16 protein-coding genes are annotated in these 17,352 nt (G+C 45.6%); 7 read left to right on the top strand and 9 right to left on the bottom strand.

All coding sequences use genetic code 11. The annotated features are described in order from the left end of the window. The first annotated feature begins 150 nt into the window (after positions 1-150). Positions 151-420 (top strand): VanZ family protein, encoded by a 270-nt coding sequence (locus tag L9Q39_RS08020; protein WP_237484569.1) that lies wholly within the window; start codon positions 151-153, stop codon positions 418-420. Here L9Q39_RS08020 and L9Q39_RS08015 read toward each other — a convergent pair. The 3 genes from L9Q39_RS08015 to L9Q39_RS08005 form a co-directional block, all read right to left on the bottom strand. Further along, on the bottom strand, positions 388-900 hold the full coding sequence (locus L9Q39_RS08015) for a hypothetical protein (RefSeq protein ID WP_435532814.1): 513 nt from the start codon (positions 898-900) through the stop codon (positions 388-390). The two genes, L9Q39_RS08020 and L9Q39_RS08015, sit on opposite strands and share 33 nt — an antisense overlap. Positions 901-986: 86 nt before the next feature. Continuing rightward, positions 987-2,957, bottom strand: coding sequence for an alkyl sulfatase dimerization domain-containing protein (locus tag L9Q39_RS08010; protein ID WP_237484568.1), 1,971 nt, complete (start codon positions 2,955-2,957; stop codon positions 987-989). A gap of 278 nt (positions 2,958-3,235) precedes the next feature. Further along, positions 3,236-4,429, bottom strand: a complete 1,194-nt coding sequence (locus tag L9Q39_RS08005) for an OmpP1/FadL family transporter (protein ID WP_237484567.1) — start codon at positions 4,427-4,429, stop codon at positions 3,236-3,238. Positions 4,430-4,563: 134 nt separating this feature from the next. On the opposite strand from L9Q39_RS08005, the gene L9Q39_RS08000 reads away from it, so the two are divergent. Beyond that, entirely contained in the window at positions 4,564-5,499 is a 936-nt protein-coding gene (locus tag L9Q39_RS08000; RefSeq protein ID WP_237484566.1) for a LysR family transcriptional regulator, read from the top strand. Between the two features lie 21 nt (positions 5,500-5,520). Here L9Q39_RS08000 and L9Q39_RS07995 read toward each other — a convergent pair whose 3' ends face one another. From L9Q39_RS07995 to cls, 5 genes are all read right to left on the bottom strand, one after another. Further along, entirely contained in the window at positions 5,521-6,081 is a 561-nt protein-coding gene (locus tag L9Q39_RS07995) for a hypothetical protein (RefSeq protein WP_237484565.1), read from the bottom strand. Positions 6,082-6,378: 297 nt separating this feature from the next. Continuing rightward, positions 6,379-8,259 carry a TRAP transporter permease gene (locus L9Q39_RS07990; RefSeq protein WP_237484564.1) on the bottom strand — a complete coding sequence of 627 codons (1,881 nt, stop codon included), beginning with the start codon at positions 8,257-8,259 and terminating at the stop codon, positions 6,379-6,381. Between the two features lie 12 nt (positions 8,260-8,271). Then, entirely contained in the window at positions 8,272-9,201 is a 930-nt protein-coding gene (locus L9Q39_RS07985; protein WP_237485535.1) for a TAXI family TRAP transporter solute-binding subunit, read from the bottom strand. A gap of 365 nt (positions 9,202-9,566) precedes the next feature. After that, a complete protein-coding gene (locus L9Q39_RS07980) occupies positions 9,567-10,769 on the bottom strand; it encodes a cystathionine beta-lyase (protein WP_237484563.1) in 1,203 nt (400 codons plus the stop codon). Positions 10,770-10,909: 140 nt separating this feature from the next. Then, a complete protein-coding gene (cls, locus tag L9Q39_RS07975; RefSeq protein ID WP_237484562.1) occupies positions 10,910-12,364 on the bottom strand; it encodes a cardiolipin synthase in 1,455 nt (484 codons plus the stop codon). Between the two features lie 260 nt (positions 12,365-12,624). Here cls and L9Q39_RS07970 point away from each other — a divergent pair, with 260 nt between their 5' ends. Both L9Q39_RS07970 and L9Q39_RS07965 read left to right on the top strand, forming a co-directional pair. Continuing rightward, positions 12,625-13,314 (top strand): TIGR01621 family pseudouridine synthase, encoded by a 690-nt coding sequence (locus tag L9Q39_RS07970; RefSeq protein ID WP_237484561.1) that lies wholly within the window; start codon positions 12,625-12,627, stop codon positions 13,312-13,314. A 5-nt stretch (positions 13,315-13,319) separates the two neighbouring features. Next, positions 13,320-14,252 carry a class I SAM-dependent methyltransferase gene (locus tag L9Q39_RS07965; protein ID WP_435532834.1) on the top strand — a complete coding sequence of 311 codons (933 nt, stop codon included), beginning with the start codon at positions 13,320-13,322 and terminating at the stop codon, positions 14,250-14,252. Between the two features lie 94 nt (positions 14,253-14,346). Here L9Q39_RS07965 and L9Q39_RS07960 read toward each other — a convergent pair whose 3' ends face one another. Continuing rightward, complete coding sequence (locus L9Q39_RS07960; protein ID WP_237484560.1) at positions 14,347-14,799, bottom strand: META domain-containing protein; 453 nt, start codon at positions 14,797-14,799, stop codon at positions 14,347-14,349. A 120-nt stretch (positions 14,800-14,919) separates the two neighbouring features. Here L9Q39_RS07960 and L9Q39_RS07955 point away from each other — a divergent pair, with 120 nt between their 5' ends. The 3 genes from L9Q39_RS07955 to L9Q39_RS07945 all read left to right on the top strand — a co-directional run bounded on the left by L9Q39_RS07955 (position 14,920) and on the right by L9Q39_RS07945 (position 17,247). Then, entirely contained in the window at positions 14,920-15,171 is a 252-nt protein-coding gene (locus tag L9Q39_RS07955; protein WP_237484559.1) for a DUF1289 domain-containing protein, read from the top strand. A gap of 160 nt (positions 15,172-15,331) precedes the next feature. Beyond that, the gene (locus tag L9Q39_RS07950) at positions 15,332-16,297 is read left to right on the top strand and encodes a response regulator (RefSeq protein WP_237484558.1); all 966 of its coding nucleotides are present in this window, start codon (positions 15,332-15,334) and stop codon (positions 16,295-16,297) included. Next, a complete protein-coding gene (locus tag L9Q39_RS07945) occupies positions 16,294-17,247 on the top strand; it encodes a sensor domain-containing diguanylate cyclase (RefSeq protein WP_237484557.1) in 954 nt (317 codons plus the stop codon). Before L9Q39_RS07950 ends, L9Q39_RS07945 begins: the two co-directional genes overlap by 4 nt. Positions 17,248-17,352: the final 105 nt, after the last annotated feature.

The following is a 17,352-nucleotide window of genomic DNA, read 5'->3' as shown; positions in this document are numbered from 1 at the left end:
CTCTCATTTTTAAGCATAAAGTTACATATGGGCCGTTCGAAACAAAGTGCAATTTTCATTTTTATTATTGTTTCTCTTGCTGTATCAATCCTATCACTCATTAAAAGCTTTGGAACTAATCCGGCATTTATGCAATCGTTAGAGCTTTTTATGGGCAATGATACTATTCTTCATTTTGCCCTCGCTGGCAGTTTAGGTTTGTGTTCGGGCTGGTTGAGTCTATTGATGCAACGACCGATGTTTATTGCTGTGATTGCGGTCCTGATTGTCGATGAGGGATTACAGTATTGGATACCAACCCGTGACTTTTCTTTTTCTGATATGGGCGCTAATGTCTTTGGATGTTTGAGTGGTGTGCTTGTTGTCACTGCGCTACATAAATCCCTGTTACTGGTTAGAGAGCGTAGCAACGTTAAATAACTGAAAAAACCACCTATCCAAGCGTTGCTGTTGAACGGCAGAACCTGATAACGCGACCAGTCCCTGCTGTTTTGCTTGTGACCAGCTAATTTTCCCTGTCGCTAGTGCATCGAGTATATCAAGTTCGGTGATGACCATGAGATCGTTGGATGTCGGCAAAGTGTCTCTAGCGGTCACTCGGGATTGGTTCTGAACCTCGACCAAGCTGTAGTGACCTTTGATAGCCTCAAAAATGGTGAAGTTCAATTTCAGTGGCTCGGGGGTATTGAGGGCAGCACGAAAGGCAAAAAGTCGAAAATGATCGGGTTTATCTAGATTGCCGAAGCGATTTTGCTGTCTTGCATCAATCACATTAGAAAATACCATTAGCGATCCGGGTTCAGTGGTTAGGTTAAATCCGGTTGTTTGATGGAGACCACAAGCGTGGCTTAAAAAGGAAACCAAACTCATTAGCACCACTAAAGTACGTTTTATCACCATGTCGCTACCCCGTAGATTAAACAATAGAAAATAAAGGAACCCAAATGGGTTCCTTTTGGATTGCTGACGAATAGCATATTAACTACTTAGCGTACTATCAGCATCAACTCTTCTGGAGACAGGGGTTGGTCAAAATAACCCATAAACTGTCCGAAACCTTGAATATTACCGGTTGCAAACTTAAATTCACCTGTCTGCATCGTCTGACCGATCACTTGCTGAGCATTAGTACCAGCCAGCAAGATCTGGTTAAGTACCTGGCGAGTAGTGACGATTTCTACATCTGAAGAGGAGAGAGCTTGGTGGTGCAATTGAGCAATACCGTTACGAATCTCAATGGTGTATGACTCTTGAGTGTCGGTAAAACGGTAGGTCAGCGCCATATTGACATCCAGTGTTTTCTCGGCAATCAACGTAGAGGTCATCATATCGAAGATCTGAACACTCGGTAGTGCCGTCAATACATCGGCTGATGCGAAGCTAATAAGGTTTGAAAAATCTCTTGTGCCTTCGAGCTCAGCCGCTGCATTTAACGCCCAGTTACGCCAGTTGATGTTCACTTGCTCGGCCGCCCATGCTTTATAGGCTTGCGCTTTGAGGCTACGAGCTTCCATATCTTGTTTGTTAACCGTAATAGGGTAGCTTAAGATCTCGGCAGCGAAAGTATAGTTTGATGCCTGAATCGCCGCTTTTGCGGTTGAAATAATGTTATTTCGTCCACCCATGATTTCGACAAAGGCTTTGGCTCTTTGCTCGTAGGCCATTGGCTCGAGCTGCCATGGGTCCGCTTCAAAAAAACCGTTATAGCCCACATAGATCTGACGTACAGCATGAGCAACGGTGCCATAGTGCTCGCCGAGCCAAGGGTGGTGAGCAAGATGCTCTGGGAGTTTTACCACCTCTACTAATTCATCCGGAGTCATGCCTTTATTCATGTAACGAATGGTTTGGTCATGGGTAAATTGAATCGCGTCACGATAGGCGGTTAATACGTTGCTGACGGCAGCTTTGCCTTCAACAGGTCGTCCATGTGAGTTGATCATTACTTCCGTATCAAACTGGCGCATGATATCGATGCCCTTAAACCACATCGATGGGTCACGGAATTTAGTGCCGCGAATCGAATGAAGGTTCGGGAAGTTTTCGCCTTGCAGTACCTCTGCCGCATGCAGAATTTTCTGATTAGGTAAATAGACGACGATTTCATCTTTGGTTTCTGATGGCACATTGACAATTTGCATCTCAACGCCGGCAATGGTCGTATCTAAGCGGTCCTTAAACACAACATTTGGCTCGATGAACGAGATGTCGCCCTGCATAAATCGAGGACCTAAACCATCATTAACAGTACCGTGTTCACCCTCTTCAACGTGCTTAGCGCCAGTGTAGGAAGTACGGTGACCAAACAGAGTTCCAAGGTTTGAAGACCAGTTAGCCACTGCCGCCGTTAAGCCCTCTTGAGCAATGATCTGGATCTCTCCCGCGTTAACTTGTGCATCAGTAGCCCAAGCACGAACTCCAGAAATATGGTCGATATGGTTGTGAGAGTAAATGATCGCTTTTACTGGCTTTTGGGTAATTTGACGAAATTGCGCCTTAACTGCTTGAGCCATTTGCACCGATTCGCCGGGGTCAATGATGATAATACCGTCATCACCTTCAATCATTACCGGGGTATCGAGACCAAAACCGTAACCGAGATAGACATTATCATCGACCTGAATAATGGCTTGTTGCATCTTACGGCTGTGTTTGGTCAGAATCGGGTGCACGTGATCAGAGGCTTGAGTATAAGCTAATGATTGACCCGTTTGAGACAATACCTTGATACGCTCGCCTTTACCCCAGAAAAGGTTGGATTCATGTTCAAACAGTTGTTTGCTTTGATAGCGTGAATCAAGGTCGATATTTTGATATTGAGGCGCGGAACTGGTACGGAGTGGGTGACCAACCTGAGATGTGGCTTGCGTGGTTGGTGTTGCATGAGCAAACGATGCACTCAAGAGTGCGGTAGAGATGACACTAGCGAGTAGCATTTTATTGTAGCTATTTTTCATAAACACGACCTTAAAGGCAAATAAGCAATTGTGGTTCATGGTATGAAGCTGCCCCTTGATGATCGAGGCAGTAATACGATTTTAAACTATCGTAATAGCGATTGATTATAGAAAAATTAATTGGATTTATAATAAGTGGGAGCTAAGTCGCGGATTTTTAGCGGATCTCAGTGTGATTACCATCGAAGCGACATGAGTCTGATAGAACAATCTAACACTTGAAATGGTAGATTGTTCTATTGTTAGCAATCAACGACGGTTCATTTTTTACAGACAGATTACAAGAAACTGTAATTGACCTGTAAACCCACATAGTGCGCAGAGTTGTCATACTGACCGCTAATATTCACTAATCCTTGATAATCAATTTTTGGCGTATCCAAATCAATGTAGTCGTAATATCCACGAAGGGTCCATTGTGGATTAACGGTATAAGTGAAGCCTAGACCAAGGCGACGCGTCGACCCGACGGGTAGATCAATGTATTGATGTTGAGCGTCGTCTTGCGGAGACGTTTCGTAGCTGACGCCCGACTCTAATCGCCATTGTTTATTTAGCTGAAAATGAGTACCAATAGCAAAGGTCCAGATATCGTCGAAATTGCGGTCGACAATCTTGATTGGATTGCCGTTGACATCGATGGTCAGATCTTTCCAAGTTGAAAAATCATACCAAGTTACACTCCAAAGCATATCCCAGCGACGATCTACCTGATGAACTCCGCTCATTTGTAGGTGCTGCGGCATGGTAAATTTAAGCCCAACATCTAGGTTTAAATCGCCGTCACTCTGCTCTCCATGCCCTTCACCGTAGTGATCGATCTCAGATCGATACAGCATACCGATTCGATGTTTGTCATTAAACTTGTAGAACGCGCTAAGCGAATATCCCACAGTAAAGTCGTCAGCTTCTGCGTCGAGTACACTGCTGCCAATGTTGGCGATGGGATCCAGTGTGCCATTAGCGGTCAGGTACTCAAGGTTAACCGATGCTGCTATCGCGAGTTTTTGATTCACTTTGTAGGATATTGAAGGCATCAATTGTAAGGTCATAAATTCCACATCTTGCAATAAACGCGCGCCGGAAAAGTTATCGCCATAGTCGATACCGGTTCCCCCTTGGGAGGCGAAGGCTAAGCCTGCATGAAATTTGTCATTGATTGGAGTCACAAAGTACAGGCTAGCAATCGGTGCTGTGCTGCCAGCGTCAATGCGTCTGTCGACTTCTTGTTTGTCCGTGTAGTCGGTAAATTTAACGTCAGTCGCCAATGCGGCAAGGTTGGTGCTTAACTGCGTGGTCTCTAATTCAGACATCGCAGCAGGGTTGGTCCATGATGTAAGGGCACTTTCTGCGAGAGCTGCACTACCTGCGCCAGCAGTACTAGCATTTAAAGAGCCTAGCTCTGGTAGCATGTGACCAGCGGCAAAGACATTTGGGCTTGATAGCAGCAATGCGAGAAGAGGTTTTTTCATCCGTTCGACCTGTATTTGTAACATTTGGGAGCGTGGATGCTAATGTTCTGAGTTGGTAAGAAAAATAGTCTTTTGCTATTTTTATCTATCGCTATTACGATATAACTTGTGTGTTAATGGCTTAATTTGACGATATGAATAACGACATCCCCAATTTTAATTTGTTGGCAATCTTTGCCGCAGTGATGGAACAAGGCAGTTTTAGCCAAGCAGCGGAACATCTTAATACGAATCAGTCGACCATCAGTACCGCTTTGGCGCGCTTAAAGAAACAGGTAGGGCAGGAATTATTTGTTCGTAAAGGAAGAGGGGTCGTTCCAACTAGTTACTCGGAAAGTCTGTATGCTCAGATTCAGCAGCCTATTACGCAGCTTAACGACATCTTTCAAGGCTTGGGCGACTTTGATCCTGAACATAGCCAGCGTCAGTTTGTGATTACCGCACCAGAACATTTGCAATGGGTACTTCTTGATCAATTTGCTAAGCGAAAAAATCAAGGGATTGCATTAGAGGTCTATGATCAACCGGACAATGACGCTCAATTGTATGAAGAGTTGCTAACGCAAAAATATGACCTGATGATCGATATTATTCCGCCAGAGCATCCAGGCATTGTGAGCCAACCACTTTATCAAGGCGAGTTTGTTGTGGTATGCAGTCGCCAGCATCCACGCATTCAAGGAGAACTCACTGAACAACAATATATGGCAGAAAACCATGCGCTATTGGCAAGAAAACGAAATCATCTGCGTAGCTTAAATCTGTATACCAAGCTGGATCTTTCCAAGCGCAAAGCGGTTTACCATGGGCGCTCACTGTTTAACAATATGATGCTGTGTAGTCAATCGGACTGCTTGACCGCTGTTCCCACTTCTATGGCACTGCAATTTCAAGAGCGTTTGCAGTTACAAATTTTTTATCCGCCTTTTGAAGCAAAGCCGATTACGAATTACCTTATTTGGCTCAAGAAGTTTGATCATGATCCTGCGCATAAATGGTTAAGAAACGAGTTGATTACTCTATCGGGCAAGATTGATCATTTTATTCAGACTCAGTGGAAACACAATTAATGCTTGAGCTTAAATTGAATTTTAAAACAGTGTATAAGCCAGTTGAGTACCTGGAATAGCGCGGGTGTGCGTTCGGCTCTCAGAGATAAAATCGGCATCAAATTCATCAACATACCTTTGGATAAAATCAATTAATTCATTGCGGGCGGCTTGTTTGTGGATCCCCAAAGACCACATGCTACGAATATCATTATCAGAGCGTCTGACTAGCCACACTTTGTGGATATCAGCCACCATGGAACGAATACAGATTTCAGCGTCGGCATCCTGCCGGATATCAATGGCAATGTTCTGGTTGGGACTGCTTTGCGTTTTAGCAAATACGAAGTTAATTGGTAACAGATTAGGGTCGGAGGCGTAGATTGATTCTATGTTCGATTGGGCGACAATCGGAAACGAATAATCTTTATGCCATTGTTTGATGTGGATATGAGAATCGAGAAAAAGGGAAAATTCCACTTGTAGCCAAGTGTCCCAATCTTTTAGCACACGAGTATCAATGCGTTGTAGACGTTGTACAATATGGGGTTGACGAAAAAAGTGTACGAGCAATTCCTGCACAAAGTCTAAATCACGCTTCATATTTTCATTCCTTGAAAAAGCAGAGTGTCAACATTACGGTGTTTTGATCATTACGGTCTTTTAATAGAGATACTGTACCGCAAACAATCACTGTCACCCCAGTATCCTTAGTTTTTATATGTCTAATATTTGCTTTCAATCACGTTATAGCGTTAGGCAATTAATGACATTCTAGGATGATATATCCAAGTTACCTCTCATTTTGAGGTAACTTGGATATAACTGAGGAACAAGTCAGTGACAACAAAATAAAAGCAGAGCAAAGAGTTCGCTCTGCTTTGCTATGAATTGTGGAAATTAACTAGCATGAACCAGTTGGGCAGTTTTACGGTTTTTTGCCAGCAGTATAAGCAGAATGACCAGTCCGACGATATTAATAAGCAGCGAGCCAGTCAGTACACTCAGTGCCACAGCCATTAAGATGATTCGCTCGATAGGGTTCAGCCGCGCGAATAAAAACCCTTCAATAGCGCCAGCAAAGGCGATAATTAACACAATGGTCTCCACTATTGCTAACGCAAATTCCAATGGTTGCTCGCCCGTCCAGATTAATCCGGAGAAAATCATCATAGCGGGGATCAAGAAGAAACCTTGCGCCAATTTGAAAGCCTGCACCGCCGCGCGCATTGGCGAACATTTTGCTATCCCTGCACCAGCAAATGCCGCAAGGGCGATGGGCGGGGTAACATTGGACGTTTGCGACAACCAAAAAACCACGAGATGAGCAGCAAGCAGTGAAACCCCAAAGTCGAGTAGGGTGGGAACCGCCATGATCGACAACACAATATACGCTGCGGTAACCGGTAATCCCATTCCTAATACAATGGCGGCGATGGCGATGAGGATCAGAACCATAAATAGTTGTCCACCCGACAGTGCAATTAAGAACTGAGTGAACTGCAAACCGATTCCGGTTTGTCCGACGACACCGACAACGATACCAGCGGTGGCACAAGCGATTGATATGGGGAGAGCGAGCAGCGCTCCTTGCTTTAGCCCTTCAAAAAACTGACCCAGTGAGATTCGACTGTGTGGTCTGAGTAATGAAGCCACAATAATCGCTGCACATCCGGCAATACCCACCAGCACTGGGGAATAACTCATCAGCAATAGTGTGGTGATCATCACTAAAGGCACCAGATAGTGCCAACCTTTATGCATTACCGATTTTAAGCTCTCAATGCTATCGAGCCCTTTGAGTCCGAGTTTGCAGGCCATAATATGGACATAAAGTAGTGTGCAGGCGAAATACAAGATGGCGGGTGCAATCGACACTAACAAGATCTCGCTATAGGCAATGCCAGTAAATTGTGCCATTACAAAAGCACCAGCTCCCATCACAGGAGGCATAATTTGTCCTCCGGTTGATGCAGCCGCTTCGATTCCTGCGGCTTGCTCGGACTTATAACCGAGCTTTTTCATCATCGGAATAGTCAGTGACCCCGTGGTTACTGTGTTGGCAATGGCTGAGCCAGAAATGGAGCCCAATGCAGCCGACGCAACGACGCTCGCTTTGGCCGGTCCACCACGGTATTTGCCCGCAACAGCAAAGGCGCCATCAATGAAGAAATTACCTGCTCCCGTGACTTGTAGAAAGGCACCAAATAAAACAAAAATAAACACCACCCCGGCTGCAATGGCAAGCGGTGCGCCATAGACTCCGTTGGTGGAAAAGATATGAAATCGAATGATCTCCTGTAGCGAGAATCCGTTACTGGCAACTTGGCTCGGCAGCAGGTTTCCAAACATGGCATAGAGCAGGAAAATGACCGCAATGGCGACCATGACCATGCCGACAGTCCGACGGGTGGCTTCAAGCAGCAACACGATGGTAATACAACCGGCAAGTTGGTCAACTTGGTTGATGCCTTCGATCAGAAACATAATGTCGTCATAATCGAATGACGCGATACGCCAAGTTGCCCAAATGGCAGCGATACAGAAACCAAGGTCGATTAACCTTGATGCGATACCTTGCCAACCTTGTTGATTGCCCCATAAAGGGTGAGTGACAAACACCAAGCACATCACCCAACTTAAATGTATTGGACGGAATACTGGGGCAGAGATTTGGGCGCTGATTCCCTGATAGATTTGAAAGATGGATAGGCAGATGGCCGCGAGTGCAGCCATCTTGACTAAAACATCAGACAACGTATACCACTTGTTTGCTGTCATTTTAGCCTACCTTTATTGATGTTCTTTTAGGTATTTCATTGCCCCTGGGTGAAGTGGTACTCCACTGAGTTTCTGCATATTGTCGAGGGTGGTATAACTCGTTGCCTTAATGTTTTGGCGAACGGTGTCAATGTTTTCAAACATGGTTTTAGTCATTGAATAAACCAAGTCTTCGTCGGCGTTTTTGTTGACAAGCAGTACGTTCCAAACCGCTGCGGTGGTAAAGGCAGGAACATTGCGATAGCTGTCGGCTGGGATCTCGATGGATTGATGAGACGGCATCGCTTTGGAGATGGCGGCAAGCTGCTCGGGTGTAAATGAAAGCATACGAATATCACGGGTGAGTGCTAACTCGGTCACGGCGCCAACGCCTAAGCTTCCGACGATAACACCAGCGTCGATCTGTCCGTTGGCGAGCGCATTGGTCGTCGCGGTATAGTTGAGGCTTTGTGCTTTTAAGTCATCTTCTTTGATACCGAGAGCATCAAGAATGGCGATGGCGCTATTGCGCGTACCAGAGCCCGGCGCACCCAGCGATACGCGTTTTCCTTTGAGGTCGGTGACACTTTGAATATCAGAGTCGGCAGGCACCATAAAGTGGACCACGTTGGGATAGAGTGCAGTGACCACAGCAACGTCCATTTTCGCAGGGAAAGGTTTTGTCCCTTGGTAAGCCTTGAGTACTACACTGCCCATAGCAATGCCCGCAAGCTGTTTGTTTTGCGCCACTTTAATGCTGTTTTCAACCGAACCCGCCGTGACTTCGGCACGCATGGTAAAGTCTGGAATTTGTTCTCCCCAAAGTTTAGCAAGTGTGCCACCCAATGGGTAATAGGTACCACTTTGGCTGCCCGTTCCTATGGTGTAGTTGTCTGCGTAAGCGGTCAGAGATACGCCTAGAGCCAGGATCACTGTGCTGATCCGAACTGCCATATTTCTCATCATTAGAACTCCTTGTTATTGTGTCGAAAAATGTAGGGTACATTTTCGGTATCGCTTTTATTTCGATATAGCTTCTAAAGTGTGGAATAAAAAGCAAAAAGTGCTTAAAAATTAGTCATTTTATATGATTGAAATGTGGGCTGGTTTGCAATTTTTACTGGAATGAGAAGTTGAGATTAAGGCAGGGGGAATGATAATGGTGCTAGGTGCTAGGTGCTAGGTGCTAGGTGCTAGGTGCTAGGTGCTAGGTGCTAGGTGCTAGGTGCTAGGTGCTAGGTGCTAGGTGCTAGGTGCTAGGTGCTAGGTGCTAGGTGCTAGGTGTGATATGACCCCGTAGATGAGTACGGGGTCTGTTGGTTGTGGTGTTAGGTGGTTTGTTTTTCGGTGATGAGTGCGTTGTAGCGTGCTAGTCCGGCTTCTAGGTCGGCGATGAGATCGTCGATATCTTCTAGACCAATATGCAGACGAATCAGTGTACCGGTGAAGTTCGGGTTTGCTACGGTGCGTAGAGACTCAAAACTTTTTGGTTCATTGGCGAGAATAAGGCTTTCAAATCCACCCCAAGAATAGCCCATCGAGAAGTGACGCATACCATCAAGTAGTGCGGTGGTTGCTCTCGGGTAACTGGTTTTGAGTACAAATGAGAAGAGACCGTTTCCGCCCGTAAAGTCGCGCGCAAAATATTCATGTCCAGGGCAGGTTTCTAATGCGGGGTGGCGCACATGATCCACCTCTGGGCGAGTTGCAAGCCACTGAGCGACTTTTAGGCTGTTCTGTGCGTGTTGTTTTAGACGCACATCTAACGTTCTGATCCCGCGCAGACCCAAATAGGCATCGTCTGGCGAGACGCACTGCCCCATAAGGTAACTCTGCTCTCTGAGTTGATCCCAGTATTTCTCCGATGCGACTGCGGTACCAAGCATGACGTCCGAGTGACCCACAATATATTTTGTTGCCGCTTGAATTGATATATCAACGCCATGTTCAAAAGGCGAGAAATTCACACCAGCCCCCCAAGTATTGTCGAGCATGACGATTACATCGTGTTGATGTGCGATGCTCGCCATACCGGGGACATCTTGCACTTCCATCGTGATAGAGCCAGGGGATTCTAAGAATAGGATCTTAGTGTTGGGGCGAATAAGCTCACTAATGCCCGCGCCAATCATAGGGTCAAAGTAGGTAGTTTCAATGCCCATTTTCTTCATGATGGTGTCACAAAAATCACGCGTCGGCTCGTAGCAGGTATCGACCATCAGGATGTGATCGCCCGTCTCAACAAAGGACAAGATGGCGTTAGAAATCGCCGCGGTGCCGCAAGGATAGAGGGCACAACCAGCGCCACCCTCGATCTGTGTCATCGCATCTTGTAAGGCGAAATGGGTATTAGTGCCTCGGCGACCATAAAATAGCGTCTTGTTTTGACGATTAACCGTGGCTTTGTGTTTTTCTGCAACGGTTTCAAATACGATGGTTGAGGCGCGCTGTACAGGCGGGTTGACGACACCATTGGTCCATTTTTTATCGCGACCAGCGGTAATGAATTGGGTTTTTTTATTTTCTGACATTTTCTATCCCTGAACGACATCTTAAGAGTGTGGTTGAGGGCCACACTCAAGCTAGGTTTGATTCTATCCATCACTAAAACATGATGCTAAAAGGGTTGCAAGTAAATCTCGCGCAACCGCTCGTCATAGGGGTACGGAGGTCAGAGCAGCGGATTAAACAGATAGAACACACGCTCGAAGAATCGGTGATAAAGACTTCTCTTCTCCCACTGGTTGTGGCTAAGCAGTTCAGACTGCTCGATATACTCGGTCTGTAATTGATACATTTGATAGGTGAAACTGGGATCTTCCACCGCAAGGGTCACTTCAAAGTTGAGCCATAGGCTGCGCATGTCCATATTGACGGTACCGACTAAGCAAAACAGATTATCGATCACAACGGATTTTGTGTGTAGCAAGCCGCCATCAAACTCGTAGATATTGACACCACATGAAAGCAGATCGGAATAGAAAGCTCGAGAAGCCCATTGCACCATCAAAGAGTCATTGTGTTTTGGGATGATTAAGTCCACTTTGACGCCGCGCTGAGCGGTGGTTTTAATGGTATCGAGTAGGTCGGCACTGGGCACAAAGTAGGGCGTGGTTATGCGAACCGACTGCTCTGCTTGATGCATGGCTAACTTTAACACCTGACCAATCAGTTGATCTGGCATACCGGGTCCAGAAGGAACGACTTGAATAGGTTTGGAGTCATCGGGAATGTTGATATCGCATTCAGGTAATGCGGGCAATTGTCGATCTCCAGTCTCGACTTCCCAATCCCAACCATGGATTGCGGAAAGCACATTAACGGTGGGTCCTTCCACACGCACCATGATATCAATCCATTGACCCACACCAGAGTTTTGCTTGAAGTAAGCAGGGTCGACCATATTCATTGAGCCGGTGTAGGCAACTTCATCATCAATAACGACGATTTTTCGGTGTTGGCGCAGATCGAGTCGGCGTAAGAATAAACGCCAAGGTGACACTTCCAACCCTTCGACCAACTCGATACCCGCATCACGCATCATCTTAGCCCAGTGACTGCGGAAAAAAGTCACGCTGCCAGCGGAGTCCAATAGCACCTTAACCTGCACGTCTCGTTTGCGGGCTTGAATCAGTGCCGCTGCAACCGAGTCTGCCAACCCGCCGGGGTGCCAGATATAAAACACCATGCGAATGCTGTGCTTCGCCTGCTTAATATCATTGATCACGGATAACAAGCTTTCTTGAGGCGTGGTGTGGAGCTGCAACTCATTGCCAACCAAGGCGGGAATCCCCATACGGTTGTTACACAGTCTATCGATCTTTGAAATATGGGTTCCAAGTCCATCACGTTTATGAGCATTGCAATTGTTGAGCAGGTAGAACCATTCACCAAAAGGGTTGAACATCATTTTGGCGCGTTCGGCACGTTTGCGACCGAGGTTAAGCTCGCCAAATAAGAAGTAACACACCACACCAACAATAGGAATGATATAAATCACCATTAACCACGCCAGTGAAACGCTGACGGCGCGGCGCTTGAGTACAACTCGGAAAGTAACACCAGCGACCAATAGCCAGTAGAGTCCAATCATAGCAAGGGTAAAAAAGTGGTAGACCTTGTCCATTCAACCTCAAATAAATAGTCACGAGCGCGTTGGTATTGTGCAGGCTTTAGCCGTTGACGCTCCAATCTATCGCTTTATTAATGTTCTTGGCACTAAAGTGAATTGAGCCAAAGTGAATCGCGCTGAACCTCGCATCTTGAGGTTACTTGGTTATATAGGGTTTATTTTAAACCGACAATATCAATTGTTGCAGCAAAAAGCTGATAGTGAAGGGTGTTTTGTGTATTATCCAAAACAATTTTACTCTTTAGCCTGTATTTATGTTCACAATACATTTTGAAAATGACCAGTTTGTTGTTATTGACAAACAGCCCAACGTTAGCGTTCATAAAGATGAGGGTGAGACGATGCTCGTCGCAGAGGTGGCACGCTCACTTGGATTGTCGCAACTGTTTTTGGTTCATCGACTAGACAAAATGACCTCAGGTTTATTGATTTTGGCTAAGTCGAGTGAGGTCGCCCGCGAATTCGCTGAGCTATTTGCCGAGCGAAAAATGGACAAATATTATCTTGCTTTGGCGGATAAAAAGCCGAAAAAAAAGCAGGGCACCATCAAGGGGGATATGGAACGTTCAAGACGTTCTGCGTGGAAACTGACGCCAACAATGAAAAACCCTGCCATAACGCAGTTTGTTTCTCAAGCGACGCAACCCGGCGTTCGTCTGTTTTTATGTCGCCCTCTATCAGGCAAAACCCATCAAATTCGTGTGGCGTTAAAGTCGGTGGGTTCAGCTATCATTGGTGACCCTATTTATCACAGCACGAGCCAATCAGATAGAGGTTATCTGCACGCTTTTGCACTGCGTTTCCGTTTAGGCGATAAAGAATATCAGTTTGTCTCTGATCCAAGAGCGAAGTCCGAAATGGGGCAAGCGTGGAATCAAATGGAAACCTCATCTGCGATTGAACAATGGTCTAAGCCTTGGGAGTTATCATGGCCGAAGAAGTAAACACAATGGATATGAATGCACTGCCTACTTTTTTTACTCAGGTAACCCGCCAATTAGCGTTAGTGGAGGGTGAAATTCGTAGATTGTTTCACGGTAGGGGAAAGTGTTGGCCCGGTTTGGAGCAACTGACTTGTGATTGGGTCGATCGACAGTTGATAGTGAATGTGTTTAAAGAGGTCGATGACGCCTTTTTGCAGCAACTCGCCAGCGGGTTACTTGCCATTACACAAAGCGAGCTGTGGTTGGAGAAACAAGGCAAAGCGGTGGCAATTCAACATCGTTACGCTCAAGGTGCGCCAACGGAAGTGGTCTTTGGCGAGTTTGAACATCGTCCCGTGGTGACGGAACTAGGCTGCCAATATCAACTCGATATCGGTCGCAATCAAAACTTTGGTCTGTTCCTTGATATGCGCTTGGGTAGAGAGTGGGTAAAGCAACAGGCGAAAGGTAAGCGAATCTTAAATCTGTTTGCGTATACTTGCGGTTTTTCTGTTGCTGCCATTGAGGGCGGAGCCGAGCACGTGGTGAATGTTGATATGGCAAGATCATCCTTAAATAAGGGGCGCGATAACCATAGGCTCAACGGTCATGATCTTTCGCAAGTGACGTTTCTTGCCCATGATATCTTTAAGTCTTGGGGTAAAATTAAGAAATATGGTCCGTATGACATGGTGATCATCGATCCCCCTTCTTTTCAGAAAGGCAGCTTCGCGTTAACCAAAGACTATAAGAAAATTTTAAGACGTTTAGATGAGTTGATGGCTGCTGGTGGCGATGTTATGGCTTGTGTCAACTCTCCAGCAGTGACCTCAGAGTTTTTGATTGAGAGCATGCAACAGGAAGCGCCACAACTGACGTTTGTTCGTCGTTTAGAGAATCCAGCGGAATTTAACGATGTGGATAGCGAGGCAGCATTAAAAGTGATGCTGTTTTCGTAGTGTGTGTTTTTGTGGTGCAGGTTTTCATGACTGCGGAATAAAAAGCGATGACTGCCAATGAATAGGGCAGTCATCGCCTAGCGAGACTGAGAGATTAATTAACCCAATCTTTGAGTTCAAACGTCAAGGTATGAGCTGCTCCTTTGAGCTCAAGTCCTTGCTTAGTGACCGTGATGTCACTCCAGTCTGATAGGGTTTGTGACATGGCTTGTTCGACATCCATATTTGCATCCAAACACATCTTCATCGTCATACCCATTTTCTCGATTCGGAATTTACCTTTTTCGAGCTCACCTTGACCAAAGAAGTTATTACAGCCGGCGTTACCGTTGGCCATCATCTTTTCGCCAATCTCAAGGCGAGGTGCTTGTTCTTTATTCTTTAGTTGAATCGCTTCACCATCAATCTTCACTAAATTCCAGTTGTGGTGCTGTAGATCTTGAGCAGTAACCGTCGCGTTTGACGCTTTATTATCGCTTTGGCTGCAAGCCGCGAGTAATACTGATGCAACAACAGGGACAAGGTACTTTTTGGATAAAATCTTCATGTTTTTGGCTCCGACTTATAAGATTTTCGCGAATTATAGGCAATAAAACACTGTTTTTTGTCAAGGTTAGGTTATCTTTATTATAGGTGACTATTTTAAGCAAGGAGCGAGCGATTAATTATGGAGCAGTTAGAGTTTTTTTCCGTCCCAAGCCCTTGCATTGGGGTTTGCAGTGTTGATGACCGAGGTTATTGCCAAGGTTGTATGCGCAAACGTGAAGAACGTTTTAATTGGCTCTCATTCACTCCAGCTCAACAAAGACACATAATAAAACTGTGCCGCCAGAGATATAGACGAAAAATGGCAGCAAAAAAAGCAGAGACTAATAAAGAAACGATTCCGGTCAACACACCTCAACAAGCGTTGTTTTAATAGGCGACTCAATAGCATAGGATTGCTCTAGGGTGAATAAAACAACAGTGTGATCCTCGACAAATAATGTGACCTCGGTTCAAATTTCTTCTGGTAAACTGGATGAGATTCCGTTTATTATAGAGCGGTTATTGCTCACATTTGTCACCCTAGGAATTTCATGCAGATACTGATTTGTGATGATTCTAAAGTCGCCCGCAGAAGTATGGCGCGATGCATTTCTGAATCATTCTCCGGAGAGATATTATTTGCCGAACACGGCATCGAAGCACTTTCCGTCTTGGAAAGCACATCGATAGATATTCTATTTCTGGATCTCACCATGCCCGAAATGGATGGCTTTGAAGTTCTAGCTGAAGTCAAAAAGCGTGGCATTAAGACCCAGATCGTGGTGGTTTCAGGCGATATTCAAGCGATCGCCCAGCAGAGATGCTACGACTTAGGGGCATACGCGTTTGTTGAGAAGCCCCTTAAACAAGAGGTTGCTAAACCTCTGTTCCATGATCTTGGTATCCCTTACTATCTTGAAGATGAAGCGCCCAAAGAAATGCCAACGGCAGGTACGCTGTTTGAACGTTTTCAAGAGGTATCCAATGTGGCACTGGGTGTTGGTGCCGCAACGATTGCAGAGCAATTAAAAGAGTTTATTGTTTTGCCTGTCCCTCAAGTCGGCGATTTGTCATTTGGTGAATTGACCATGATGATTCTGGATACGGTATCGCGTCCAGACAGTTGTGCCGTAGCGCAACGATTTGTCGGGGGTGGCTTACATGGTGAAGCTTTGGTGTGCATTGAGGGAAATGCCATACAGCAAGTCGGTGAGCGTTTAGGTTATGCGCCCGGCGCTATCTCTAACGATGAAGTCGTGGTTAACCTTGTCAACGTCTTGGTTTCTTCATTCTTAGTCTCACTGTCAGAGCAAATTGGCTTAGATTTTTCACTACGCGAACCGCTGCGTATTGAAAACTTTAATCCTAATGATTCAATGCTGAGCGAAAACGAACATATTTTTACCGTAGAATATACCTACAACGCAGAAAGTATCGACCTAGATTGTTCCGTACTGTTTATGTTTGACCAAACTTCGGTTGCGATTATTGAAGGTCAGTTGGAGATGTTGCAATGAGTACAATGACACTCGACTTATCGGACTTTCACTGGACAATGCAGCTTATCGATACACTGGACGCGGGTCTGGTGGTAATTGATAAAGATTATAAAGTCTGTGCATGGAACAGTTTCATGCAGAATTACAGTGGCATTAACGCTGAAAATATTATGGGACAGTGTCTGTTTGCCAGCTACCCGAATCTGCCAGAAGAGTGGTTGAAAGCCAAACTGGCTTCAACGGAAAAACTGAAAACGCGTGGTTTCTCTAACTGGGAAGACAGACCGGTTATCTTTGAGTTTAAAAACTTCTCGCCAGTTTCTCAGGGCTTGCTCACCATGTACCAAAATATGGTGATCACCCCACTAAAATCACCGACGGGAATCGTGACGCATTTTGCGATCATGCTGCAAGATGTTTCAGAAATCGCCAAGAGCAAACTGCACCTTAAGCAATCGAACGAAAAATTGACCGAAATAGGTCGCCGTGATGGTTTGACTCAGCTATTTAACCGCGCTTACTGGGAATCTCGTCTGTTTGATGAATATGTGCAACTGTCCACAACAGGCGGTCGCTCAACGCTGGTAATGTTTGATATTGACCACTTTAAACGTGTTAATGATGGTCATGGTCACGCGGTGGGTGATCAGGTGATCAAAGACACCGCTCGCTTGTTGATGAAAACTGCGCGCGAAACCGACTTCTGTGGTCGATATGGTGGTGAAGAGTTCGCCGTGTTACTGGCTAATACCACCATCGACCAAGCGCACTATTTTGCTGAGCGTTTAAGAAAGCGCATTGCGGGCTTAGAAATCGAAGCGAATGGTTCGACCATCAAATTTACTATTAGTGTTGGCTTGTCTGAATTTGACCCAGAAGATGCAAACCATGTTGATTGGTTAAAGCGTGTCGACAAAGCCTTATATCAATCCAAAGACAATGGACGAAATCAAACGACCGTGGCCTAGATTGAAATATGCTTAAATAGATACTCGGACAAATCATTTTGAGACAAAAAAGGCAAGGTATGTATGTACCTTGCCTTTTTTTGTGCTTCACCGTTGTGAATAAAA

The sequence above is a fragment of the Vibrio hippocampi genome, from assembly GCF_921292975.1.
Classification (GTDB): domain Bacteria; phylum Pseudomonadota; class Gammaproteobacteria; order Enterobacterales; family Vibrionaceae; genus Vibrio; species Vibrio hippocampi.
The sequence above is the reverse complement of the archived record's forward strand: the minus strand, read 5'-3'. Positions and strand labels throughout refer to the sequence as shown.